The sequence below is a fragment of the Nocardia neocaledoniensis genome, assembly GCF_029868625.1.
Classification (GTDB): Bacteria; Actinomycetota; Actinomycetes; order Mycobacteriales; family Mycobacteriaceae; genus Nocardia; species Nocardia neocaledoniensis_A.
Window position 1 is genome coordinate 1 of record NZ_JARWOJ010000136.1, and the last position, 11,671, is coordinate 11,671.

General features: G+C 72.2%; 10 protein-coding genes. 7 read left to right on the top strand and 3 right to left on the bottom strand.

The features are described from left to right. Positions 1-127 precede the first annotated feature (127 nt). The 3 genes from QH270_RS09890 to QH270_RS09900 are packed head-to-tail and all read left to right on the top strand — an operon-like array spanning position 128 to position 3,272. Positions 128-1,387 carry a class I SAM-dependent methyltransferase gene (locus QH270_RS09890; RefSeq protein ID WP_280340320.1) on the top strand — a complete coding sequence of 420 codons (1,260 nt, stop codon included), beginning with the start codon at positions 128-130 and terminating at the stop codon, positions 1,385-1,387. After that, entirely contained in the window at positions 1,384-1,755 is a 372-nt protein-coding gene (locus QH270_RS09895; RefSeq protein ID WP_280340323.1) for a hypothetical protein, read from the top strand. Before QH270_RS09890 ends, QH270_RS09895 begins: the two co-directional genes overlap by 4 nt. Before the next feature lie 5 nt (positions 1,756-1,760). After that, positions 1,761-3,272, top strand: a complete 1,512-nt coding sequence (locus tag QH270_RS09900) for an SDR family oxidoreductase (RefSeq protein WP_280340325.1) — start codon at positions 1,761-1,763, stop codon at positions 3,270-3,272. Here QH270_RS09900 and QH270_RS09905 read toward each other — a convergent pair. Then, complete coding sequence (locus QH270_RS09905; protein ID WP_280340327.1) at positions 3,250-4,560, bottom strand: cryptochrome/photolyase family protein; 1,311 nt, start codon at positions 4,558-4,560, stop codon at positions 3,250-3,252. The two genes, QH270_RS09900 and QH270_RS09905, sit on opposite strands and share 23 nt — an antisense overlap. Then, positions 4,557-5,150 carry a lipocalin family protein gene (locus QH270_RS09910; RefSeq protein ID WP_280340329.1) on the bottom strand — a complete coding sequence of 198 codons (594 nt, stop codon included), beginning with the start codon at positions 5,148-5,150 and terminating at the stop codon, positions 4,557-4,559. Before QH270_RS09910 ends, QH270_RS09905 begins: the two co-directional genes overlap by 4 nt. 180 nt (positions 5,151-5,330) lie before the next feature. On the opposite strand from QH270_RS09910, the gene QH270_RS09915 reads away from it, so the two are divergent. Beyond that, positions 5,331-6,167: a MerR family transcriptional regulator gene (locus QH270_RS09915; protein ID WP_280340330.1), complete on the top strand. Its 837-nt coding sequence runs from the start codon at positions 5,331-5,333 to the stop codon at positions 6,165-6,167. Between the two features lie 88 nt (positions 6,168-6,255). Here QH270_RS09915 and QH270_RS09920 read toward each other — a convergent pair whose 3' ends face one another. Continuing rightward, positions 6,256-7,443, bottom strand: coding sequence for a PucR family transcriptional regulator (locus QH270_RS09920; RefSeq protein WP_280340331.1), 1,188 nt, complete (start codon positions 7,441-7,443; stop codon positions 6,256-6,258). 284 nt (positions 7,444-7,727) lie between these two features. On the opposite strand from QH270_RS09920, the gene QH270_RS09925 reads away from it, so the two are divergent. The 3 genes from QH270_RS09925 (at position 7,728) to QH270_RS09935 (ending at position 11,666) form a co-directional block, all read left to right on the top strand. Further along, the gene (locus tag QH270_RS09925; RefSeq protein ID WP_280340333.1) at positions 7,728-9,443 is read left to right on the top strand and encodes an aldehyde dehydrogenase family protein; all 1,716 of its coding nucleotides are present in this window, start codon (positions 7,728-7,730) and stop codon (positions 9,441-9,443) included. A 25-nt stretch (positions 9,444-9,468) separates the two neighbouring features. Next, positions 9,469-11,043, top strand: a complete 1,575-nt coding sequence (locus tag QH270_RS09930; protein WP_280340334.1) for a GMC family oxidoreductase — start codon at positions 9,469-9,471, stop codon at positions 11,041-11,043. Positions 11,044-11,201: 158 nt separating this feature from the next. Beyond that, positions 11,202-11,666 carry a DUF4232 domain-containing protein gene (locus QH270_RS09935; RefSeq protein ID WP_280340336.1) on the top strand — a complete coding sequence of 155 codons (465 nt, stop codon included), beginning with the start codon at positions 11,202-11,204 and terminating at the stop codon, positions 11,664-11,666. The last annotated feature ends 5 nt before the right edge of the window (positions 11,667-11,671 follow it).

An 11,671-nucleotide genomic window follows, 5' to 3' on the forward strand; every position in this document is an offset into this window, starting at 1 on the left:
CCACGGGCCTCATCGGATTCGGCGAGGCGTACATGACGGGCGACTGGTCGGCCCCCGATCCCGCGGCGGTCCTCACCGTGGTGGCCCGGCGCCCCCGCCCCCGGGAGCCCCCCCCGCCCCCCGCGCCGTGGGGGGGGGGGGGGGCCCCGCGGGCCCCGGGGCCCCCCGCGCCGACGCCGGTCGCCTGGTCGCGGCGGCATTGTTCCGCCGTGCCGTGTGGCGGCTTCCGCTGCGGGTCGAGCTGCCCGACGGCACCGTGTTCGGCGGTGGGGCCGACGACCCCACGGCGCCGCTGATGGTTCTGCACGACCCGGACGCCTTCGCCACCCGCCTCGGCGCCACGGGCCTCATCGGATTCGGCGAGGCGTACATGACGGGCGACTGGTCGGCCCCCGATCCCGCGGCGGTCCTCACCGTGCTCGCCGGGCGCCTCGGCGAGCTGGTCCCCGCGCCGCTGCAGGCACTGCGGACGCTGTTCCTGCCGAGGCAACCCGCCCTCACCAGGGCCACACCGGACGGCGCCCGCGGCAACGCCGCACACCATTACGACCTGTCCAACGACTTCTTCGCCGCGTTCCTCGACGAGACGATGACGTACTCGGCGGCGCTGTTCGATCGGCTCGACCCCGCACCGGAGTGGGACGACCTCGCCGGCGCCCAGCGCGCCAAGATCGACCGCCTGCTCGACGCGGCCGGGGTGGGACCCGGCACGTCCGTGCTCGAGATCGGGACCGGCTGGGGCGAACTCGCCATCCGGGCCGCGAGCCGTGGGGCCACCGTCCACTCCGTCACGCTCTCGCGGCAGCAGCTGGAGCTGGCCCGCCGGCGGGTCGCCGCGGCCGGGCTCGCCGACCGCGTGACCATCGACCTGTGCGACTACCGCGAGGTCGAGGGCCGCTACGACGCCGTGATCTCGGTGGAGATGATCGAAGCCGTCGGCTACGACTTCCTGGCCGAGTACCTGACCGTGCTGGAACGGGCACTGGCGCCGGGCGGTCGCGTCGCCCTGCAGGTCATCACCATGCCGCACGACCGGATGCGCGTCAGCCGGACCACCCACACCTGGGTGCAGAAGTACATCTTCCCCGGCGGCTTCCTGCCCTCGGCGGAACTGCTGACCGAGCTGCTGGCCCGACACACCGCCCTGGAACCGGTGGACCGCCACAGCCTGGGGCAGCATTACGCGCACACCCTGCGCCTGTGGCGGGAGCGCTGCACCGACGCCGAGGAACGCATCGCCGCACTCGGTTTCGACGAGGTCTTCCGGCGGATGTGGCGGCTCTACCTCGCGTACTCGGAGGCCGGATTCCGATCGGGCTACCTGGACAGCCTGCAAGTGATCCTGCGGCGCACGCCGCGGACGACAGGGAAGGAGGCGTCGCGATGACGTCCACGGTGCCATCACGAATCCTCGGCGTGGCGACCGCCGCCTACGGTGTCGCCGTCGCGGTCCGGCCCGAAATCCTGCTGCGGCCCAGTGGACTCGGCACCGGCGGCGAAGCGGGCCTGCGCGCGTTGGCGCGCTCGGTCGCGTTGCGTGACGTCTGCTCGGGGCTGGCGCTGGCGACGGCGACCGGACCACGTGCGCGCGCGGTGGCCGCCGCCGTCCGGATCGGATCCGACGCCGTCGACACGGCCGTGTTCGCGCACGCGCTGCGGGGCAGGCCCGAGCGGGGCAAGACCTTGCTGGTGACCACGGTGTGGGGGCTGCTGTGCTCGGCGGCCGCCGCCTACGAACACCTCGGACAGGAGTGATTCCCATGCGTTGCGTGGTCTTCGGCGCCACCGGCTATATCGGTGGCCGACTCGTTCCGGAACTGCTCGCGGCCGGGCACTCGGTGCGGGTGCTGGCGCGCGATCCGGGCAAACTCGTCGACGCGACGTGGCGCGAGAACGTCGAGGTCCTGCGCGGCGACGTCACCCGCGCGGAGGACGTGCGCGCCGCGCTGGCCGGACAGGACGTCCTCTACTACCTCGTGCACTCGCTGGGGCGTGCGGACTTCGAGGACGTGGATCGCGAGGCGGCGAGTCTGGTCGCCGCGGAATCCGCGCACGCGGGACTGACCAGGGCGGTGTACCTCGGTGGGATCACGCCCGCGGGCCAGGAGCTGTCCAGGCACCTCTCCTCCCGTGCCGAGGTGGGTGAGATCCTGCTCAGCGGCCCGACCCCGGCGGTGGTGTTGCGCGCGGCGGTGATCATCGGGTCCGGATCGGCCAGTTTCGAGATCCTGCGCTATCTCACCGAGCGGCTGCCCGTCATGGTGACGCCGCGCTGGGTGCGCAGCCGGGTGCAGCCCATCGCGGTCCGCGACGTGCTGCACTACCTGGTGCGCGCGGCCGAGCTGCCCGGCGCCGTGAACGACGCGTTCGACATCGGCGGGCCCGACGTGCTCACCTACGAGGGCATGATGCGCGGCTACGCCGTGGCGGCCGAGCTGCCGCGCCGGGTGATCGTGCCGGTTCCGGTGCTCACGCCCTGGCTGTCGGCGCAGTGGGTCAACCTGGTGACGCCGGTGCCACGTGCCATCGCCGTGCCACTGATGGAGTCGCTCGTCAACGACGTCGTCTGCGCGGACCACCGGATCGCCGACCACATTCCCGATCCGGCGGACGGGCTCACGCCGTACGCCCGCGCGGTGAGCCTGGCGCTGCGCCGCGTCCGCGATCGGGATGTGCCCACCCGATGGTCGGACGCGGGCCTGCCCGACGCGCCGTCGGACCCGCTGCCGACCGACCCGGACTGGTCCGGCGGATCGCTGTACAGCGATGTGCGCGAACGGGATACGACCGCCGATCCGGGCACGCTCTGGAATGTGCTCGAAGCCGTCGGCGGCGAGCACGGGTGGTACTCCTTCCCGCTGGCCTGGTCGTTGCGCGGGTGGATCGACCGGCTGTCCGGCGGTGTCGGGCTCCGGCGCGGCCGCCGCGACCCGCACCGCCTGCACGTGGGCGAGGCGCTGGACTGGTGGCGGGTCGAACACCTCGACCGCGGACGCGAGCTACGTCTGCGCGCCGAGATGCGGGTGCCTGGACGTGGCTGGCTCGAACTGTCGGTCACCCCGGCGGCCGGCGGCGGTTCGCACTACCGCCAGCGGGCCCTGTTCGAACCGCGTGGGCTGGCCGGTCACCTCTACTGGAAGGCGCTCAGCCCGTTCCACGCCATCATCTTCGGCGGCATGGCCCGCAACATCACCGGTGCCGCCGAGGGGACCGCGCCGACCACGGGGCCGGACTCGCCACGACGGTCCGTCAGCGACCGACGCAGTCGATGATCGGCTCGGGATACGTCGCCGGATCGATGTTCTCGCGCCAGGGGCGGTGGATGCGGGCGCCCGGCAGGTGGGCGAGCTCGGGCAGCCAGCGCCGCACGTAGGTCCCCTCGGGGTCGTAGCGATCGGCTTGGCGCACGGGGTTCAGCACCCGGTTGGGCCGGGTATCGGTCCCGGTCCCCGCCGCCCACTGCCAATTGAGCTGATTGTTGGCCAGATCCCCGTCGACGAGCCAGTACAGGAAATGTCGCGCGCCGAGCCGCCAGTCCTGGCGAAGTGACTTGGTGAGGAAGCTCGCCGCGATCAACCGCGCCCGCCCGGGCAGCCAGCCCTCGGCCCGCAGTTGCCGCATCGCGGCGTCGACGATCGGATACCCGGTGCGACCGTCGCGCCAGTCGTCGACGGCGCGGTCGTCAGCCGGGCCGAGCGGAGTGCGCCGACGATAGTCCGACCAGGCGGCATCGGGGCGAGCGGCGAGGACCTGGTGGTGGAAGTCCCGCCAGGCGAGCTGGCGGGCGAAGGCGAGCCCACCCTCCGACGAGGTGTCGACCCGGCCGACCACCTCGGTGGGGGACAGGCAGCCGAAATGCAGGTGCGCCGACAGCCGGGACGTCGCGTCGGCGCCGAGATCGTCGTTGTCGCGGGCGTAGTGGTCGATCGGCCCGGCGAGCCAATCATGAAGGAGCGCACGGCCGGTCGTCTCCCCGCCGACCGTCAGCCGGGGTGAGGGCTCGCCGGAACTGAGATCGCTCCCGGTGGGCAAGGCCTCACCGTGGACCGGCGGCACGGAGAGCGCGCGCGGCGTCGGCAGCGGGCTGCGCCGGTGCACGTCGATCCACCGCCGGAAATACGGGGTGAACACCGCGAAGTGATCGCGCCCCGTCGACGGCGCGAGTTCGGTGGAGGTGGCGGTGACGGAACCGGCGTGGCAGTGCACGGCGCGGCCTAGTCGTGCGCGCAGCGCGTGTTCTCGCTGTGCGCTGTAGCGGCTGACGTCGTCGGCCAGGTGCACGCTCGTGGCGCCGGTCTCGTCGACCACGCGCGCGACCTCGTCGACCACGTGGCCGCGGCGAACGATGAGCGCGCCACCCCGGTCACGCAGCGCGGCGTCGAGCTCGGCCAGTGCCGCCGCGAGGAAATGCGCGCGATTCGGCGGGCATCGATCGGGCACCAGGGCCTCGTCGACGACGAACAGCGGCACGACCTGATCGGCGGCGCGAGCCGCCGCCGTGAGCGCCGGGTTGTCGGTGACCCGGAGGTCACGGGTGAACAGCGCGACGGCGACGCTCATCGCGCGCAGAGCGGCCGCAGATCGGTACGACCGCCGGTCGTCGGTGAGACGAGGTACACGCACGGGTCCTGGCCCGCCGTCCGGATCGCCTCGTCGATCCGCTGCCAGGTGGCCTCGTCCAGCGACGGCGTGCGCGCGAGTACGAAGCCCGAAAGCCTGCTCGGCGAGGTGACCAGGGCCCACTCGTAGTCCGGGCCGAGCGCGGTCACGATGTAGTTGGTCGCCCCCGCGCGTTCGTCCTGGCCGGGCACGCCGGGGAAGCTCACGTGCAGCTGTGCGTTGGTGACCGGGTCGTTCACCGTCGCCGTGCCGCGAATCTCGGACGTGCCGCCTGCCCAGGTGCGGCAGCGGTTGTACACGCCGATGTCGCCCTGTGCGTCCAGGGTGTAGGTGGCGGTGGTGTCGCGGGCGCAATCGAGGTTGAACACCTGCGGTATCGCGGCGAGCTGGCGCCACTCACCGAGATAGCGGTCCAGGTCGAGCGCTGGGACCGGCGCCGGTGGCGCGGCGTTCGCGGTGCCGGCGCCGAGCAGACCCGCGGCCAGGGCGGCGAACAGGGCGGTGGTTCTCGGGAGACGACGAGTGCGCACGGAAACTCCTCGAAATCGATGGTATGGCCACGGTACCACCAAACGATGCACAATTGATTCATGACTACGCGTGCGCGGAAGAGCGTCGACCCGCCGGATCCGCGGGCCGGCCGGGCGCTTCCGACGCGCGCCTTCCCGGCCGCGTCGGCGGCGTGGGCGCGGCCGGGGCAGAATGACACGATGCCCGCCGGTTCCGCCCCCGCCTCCGCCGTGGCCGGTTACACGGTGCGCTCGGTCGCTGAGCGGCTCGGCATTCCGACCGCCACGCTGCGCAGCTGGAATCGCCGCTACGGCATCGGGCCCGCCCAGGACCGGCCCGGCAGACACCGCCTGTACTCCGATGCCGACATCGCCGTGCTCGAGCACATGCTCGAACTGATCGGCGGCGGCGCGAGCCCGGCGAGCGCCGCGGCGGCGGCCCGCGGCCCGGCACCCGCGCTGGGTGATCGCGCTGCCCTGCTGGACGCGGCGTTCGCGCTGGACACGGCGGCCGCGTGCGCACAGCTCGAGGCGCACGTGCGAGCCTACGGCGTCGTGCGGACGTGGGACTCCCTGTGCCGCCCCGCCTTCGGCGACATCGTCGCGCGCCAGGGCGCGGGCGAGCGGTGCATCGATGTCGAACACCTGCTGTCGTGGTCGATCGCGGCGGTCATGCAGCGGGTGGTGTCGGTGCCGAGCACCGCCCCGGCGCTGCTGGCGTGCACGAGCGGCGAGACCCACTCGCTGCCGCTGGATGTGCTGCGCGCCGGCCTGGCCGAGGCCGGGATCGGCGCGCGCATGCTGGGCGCCGACGTGCCGACCGAGGCCCTGGCCGGTGCCCTGGCGCGGCAGGCGAGCGCGCCGCCGGTGCTGCTGTGGTCCCAGCGCGAATCGACGGCACTGACCTCCGCGGTGCTGGCCTGCCTGGAGGTCGGGGCGCGGGTGCTGGTGGGTGGCCCCGGGTGGGACGTGGTGCTGCTGCCCGACGGGGTGGAGCGCGTCGACGGCTTGGCTGCCGCGATCGACGCGCTCAGCTGACAACAATCGACGCGTCTTCGATGCGGCCGCACGGCCCGACCCCGGCCTCCCGGACTCATGTGCACACGGATGACGGTGGACTCCGCGTCTAGGGCCCCAGCAGGGTGACTGCTCGGAGCGCGAGGTGGAGTTCGGCCGAGTGCACCGGGTCGGCGGTGTCGCGACCGGTGAGGTCCCGAATCTTGCGCAGGCGATACCGCAGGGTGTTGCGGTGGCAGTGCAACGCGTCGGCGGCCGCCGCGGTCGAGCCGCGGTGGCGGTACCAGGCGTCGAGCGCGGTGATCAGATCATCGCGCTCGGGCGCGGGCAGGCGCAGCACCGGCCCGAGGATCTGGGCGGTGGCTCGCCTGCTGGCCTCGGGCACCGTGACGAGCAGATGCGCGAGGGGCTCGCTGCCGAACCGGACGACGGTGCGCGCACCCGGCCGGGCGCTGCGGGCGGCCAGCCGTGCCTCGGTCAGCGCGCCGGGAATGGCGGTCGGGCTGGTGAAGGCGGTGCTGAGGCCGATCCGGCCGTCGACGAGCTCGACCAGCGCGGCGGCGGCGCGCTCGATCGCGGCCGGGTTCGCCGCGGTCAGCAACCCGGTGTGTGAATCGATCTGGGAATCCCACACCGATCTCGCCCCGAGCTCTTTCACCGTGCCGACCAGGCCGGCGGGCAGGGCGGCGCCCGGATCGGCGGCCTCGATCGACACCACCGCGAAGGTGCCGTACTCGGAGAGGCCGAGGGTGCGCAGGGCCGACAGGGTACGGGCGGGATTGTTGGAGTGGTCGTCGAAAAGCGTACGGATCAAACGGCTCTGGGCCTGGGCGTCGACATGGGCGAGCATCACCTCGGTCTCGCGATAGGACTCGACCGCCGCGTCGGAGAACGTGTCGATCAGCTCCCACAGCCGGGTGGCCAGATCGTGCAGTCGTGGATCGCCGGGTCCGGTGGACCTGGCGGTGAGTTCCTCCCAGGTCAACCGGCCACCGAGGCGGTAGGCGTGCAGCAGCGCCGCGATCGGGACCCCGCGTTCGGCCTTGAGCCTGCCGACCGCGCGCGCGTCCTGCAGGCGCGTCGGCTGGGTGCCCGCGAGCGCGCTGATGATCGCGGTGAGATTGGCCAGGCACGCCTGGCGCAGTTCCTCGGCCGTCAGCAGGCCGGCGTCGGCGTAGGAGCGGTCGGTGTCGACGATGCGGGTGACCAGTTCGTCGGCCATCGCCGCCACCGAGTCGAGCAGGGTCGTGGCCAGTCCGAGGGACGGCGCGGAGACGGTCGGCGGTGGTGCGGTCACGTGTCCACCCTAGCCGTGGGGTCGTGACCGACGCCACTCTAGGGCTGTGCACACGCACATGCGGCCTTTCGGCGGCGGTGGACTACGGCGCAGCTAGGCGGGATATATGCAGTGGTGTGCGCAGCCTTGTTCATGGCCCACGTCACCGCGTCTTTGTGCACGCGCACAAACGCGATGCGGGGCGATCCGCAACGCGGGCACATGGTGCACAGCCCCTCGCCGTGTCCAGAATCGATCACCTCGTCCACCCCGCGTGGACCGACCGACAGTTGTGGAGGATCGCAGTGATCACCGAGAAGGCAGACCCCACCCTGGACGCCGTGGACGCCGCGTTGTCCGATCTCGTCGACGGCGAGCGGAAGTGGGCGGCGACCTCGCTGCGCGAGCGCCGCTGGCTGCTCGACCGGGTCCGTGAACTCACCGGGCGGCACGCTCAGGACTGGGTCGAGGCCGCCACCCGCATCAAAGGTCTGCCTGCCTCCTCACCGTTGGTGGGGGAGGAATGGATCTCGGGGCCCTATGTCATGGCCGCCGCGCTCGGTGTGCTGGCCGACACCCTGGAAACCCTCGCGCGTGGCGAGAGCCCGCTCGACAAGGCGAGTTTCGGCGTCGCGGGCGACCGGGTGACCGTCGACGTGCTGCCGGCGAACGCGTTCGACGCGCTGCTGCTCAACGGTTTCAGCGCGCAGGTGTGGCTGCGCCGCGGGGTCAGCAGTGCGGCCGCCAAGGCCGAAGCCGGTCTCGCCCAGCGGGATCCGGCCCGCACCAACGGGATCGGCGCCGTGCTCGGCGCGGGCAACATCACCTCCATCGCGCCGCTGGACGTGCTCTACGAGCTGATCGCGCACAATCGGGTCGTCGCGCTGAAGCTCAACCCGATCACCGATCCGCTGCTGCCGGTGTTCGCCGAGATCCTGGCCCCGCTGATCGAGCTCGGCGCGGTGCGGCTGCTGACCGGCGGCGCCGAGGTCGGTGCCGCCCTGGTCGGCGACGACCGCGTCGACCACGTGCACATGACCGGCAGCGCGCGCACCCACGACGCGATCGTCTGGGGCACGGGCGCCGAGGCGGCGGAACGCAAGCGCGCCGGTACGCCGAAGCTGACCAAGCCCGTCACCAGTGAACTCGGCGGCGTGTCACCGACGATCGTGCTCCCCGGCGACTGGAGTGACGCCGACATCGCCTTCCAGGCCGAGCACGTCGCGACCCAGCGCCTGCACAACGGCGGATACAACTGCGTCGCCGCCCAGGCGCTGATCGTCTCCGCGGACTGGCCGCAGAAGGATCAGTTCCTCGCCGCGGTGCGCGCGGCGTTGGCGCAGGCGCCTGCCCGCCCGGCCTACTACCCCGGCAGCGACGAGCGTGTCGCGGGGGCGCGGCGGATCTACCCCGATGCCGAGCGGCTCGGCCCGAACGGCGAACGTCTGCTCGTCACGGGGATCGCGTGCTCCTCGGACGAGCCGCTCCTGACCGAGGAGTACTTCGCGCCGGTGTTCGGCATCGTCGAGATCCCGGGTACGGGAGCGGAATTCGCGCGGTCGGCGGCCCGCACCGCCAACGACGCCTTCGCGGGCACGCTCGGCGTGAACGTGATCGCCGCGCCGCGGACCATCGACGAGCTCGGTGCGGCTTTCGACGTGCTGATCGAGGACCTGCGTTACGGCACGGTGGCGATCAACGCCTGGACCGGTGTCGGCTACCTGACCCCGACCGCGGCCTGGGGCGCGTTCCCCGGCCACACCATCGACGACGTGGGGAGCGGAATCGGGGTGGTGCACAACGCCTGGCTGATCGACGGGGTGGAGCGCACCGTCGTGCGTGGCCCGTTCCGGCCCGCCCCGCGGTCGCTGCTGCGCGGCGAGTTCGCCCTCTCGCCGAAGCCGCCGTGGTTCGTCGGCAACAAGACCGCCGCGAGCACCGGCAGGCTGCTCGCGGGATTCGCCGCCGACCCCGGCTGGCTGCGCCTGCCCGCGATCTTCGCCTCGGCTCTGCGCGGCTGAGCCCCAACCTTCCCGGGAGAACCAGATGAACACCAGCACTGCCGATTACGTCGTCGTCGGTACCGGCTCGGCGGGCGCGGTGCTCGCCGCGCGCCTGAGCGAGCGGTCGGGCACCAGCGTCATCGCGCTCGAAGCCGGACCCGAGGACAAGAACCAGGCCGTCCACATTCCGGCGGCCTTCTCCAAGCTGTTCCAGACCGACCTCGACTGGAACTACCTGACCACCCCGCAATCCGAGCTCGGTGATCGCCGCGTCTTCTGGCCGCGCGGCAAGATGCTGGGCGGATCGTCGTCGATGAACGCCATGATGTGGGTGCGCGGCTATGCCGCCGACTACGACGAATGGGCCCGGCTCGCGGGGCCGGACTGGTCGTTCGCGAACGTGGTCGAGTACTTCCGGCGCATCGAATCCGTCGAGGACGCCGCCGAACCCGACGAGGGCCGCTCCGGACCGCTGCGGATCTCGCACCAGCGCAGCGCCAGGGCATGGACCGAGGACTTCCTGGCCGCCGCCGAACACGCCGGCTTCAAGCGCGAACGCGCGAATCTGCCCCAGCCGGAGGGCTTCACGCAGACCATGGTGTGTCAGCGACGCGGCGCGCGCTGGAGCACCGCCGACGCCTACCTGAAGCCCGCGCGCAAACGCTCGAACCTGACCGTGCTCACCGGCGCGCAGGCGACCCGGATCCTGTTCGAGGGCACGCGCGCCGTCGGTGTCGAATACCGCAGGGGCGGCAGCACGCACACGGTGCGCGCGCACCGGGAAGTGGTGCTGTGCGGTGGTGCGATCAACACCCCGCAGCTGTTGCAGCTCTCGGGCGTCGGCGATCAGGAACAGTCACGCCGCCACGGCATCCCGGTCGTGCGCCACCTGCCCGAGGTCGGCCGCAACCTCACCGATCACCTGATCTCGCTGCTCGGCTTCGCGGTCGACTCCGACACGCTGTTCGCCGCGGAGAAGCCGCTGGAGCTGCTCGACTATCTGGCCCGGCGCCGCGGCATGCTCACCTCCAACGTCGGTGAGGCGTACGGCTTCGTGCGCAGCAGGCCCGAACTCGAACTGCCGGATCTGGAGATCATCTTCGGGCCCGCCCCGTTCTACGACGAGGGGATCGGCGTGGCGCCCGGGCACGGCATCGCCCTCGGCCCGATCCTGCTCCAGCCCCGTAGCCGCGGCACTGTGACGCTCGCCTCCGGCGATCCGCTGGCCAAGGCGGTCGTCGACCCCCGGTATCTGTCGGATCCCGACGGCGCCGACCGCGCCGCCATGCTCGCGGGACTGCGCATCGCCCACCGCATCGTGACCGCCGAACCGCTCGGCTCCCGGATCGGCCGTTTCCTGCAACCGAAGCGCGCCAAGGAGACCGTCGAGGACACCCTCGCCGACGCCCTCACCTGGCACTCCCACACCCTCTACCACCCGACCAGCACCTGCCGGATGGGTACCGACCCCGACAGCGTCGTCACCCCGGAACTGAAGGTCCGTGGCCTCGACGGCCTGCGCGTCGCCGACGCCTCGGTGATGCCGACCATCATCCGCGGCCACACCCACGCGCCCGCGGTGGTCATCGGGGAGCGGGCGGCCGACCTGCTCCGCTGACGTCACGGGACGCGCACGGCGCCACGCCCCCGGAATCGCCGCTCGAGTAAACGGCCCGGGAATGGGCATTCAGGGGAGCGTGGGCCGTCGGCCCTGACGTGTAGGCGGGAAGAGGAATCTCGAGGGTGATGATGAGGCGCGCGATAGCGATTGTGGCAGTGGCTGTTCCGGCGACGTTCGTCGTCCCCGGCACCGGTTCCGCGCAGCTGCCCATGTGTTCGGCCGACATGCTGAGTGTGACCACCCGGCAGGACGCGGCCCCCACCGGACAGAACAAGCTGCGCGTGGTGCTCACCAACACCTCCCAGCGCAGCTGCGTGGTCCAGGGCTATCCGGGCATCGACCTGACCGGCCCCGATCACCCGACCTTCGGGCCGACCTTCTCGGTGCCCCGCCAGGAGACCGGCACCGCCCCCATCACCGTGGCCCCCGGCGCGGCGGTGAGCAGCGAACTCACCTATCTGCCGGACGGACCCGACGGCTGGGCGCCCACCACGATCGTCGTCACCCCGCCCGACACCGACACCTCGCTGGAGGTGCCGTGGCCCCAGGCGGGCAGCGTCGCCAGGCAGGACGCCGCCACCCACCCCGGCACCTTCATCAGTCCACTCCAGCTGGTCTGAGGCGA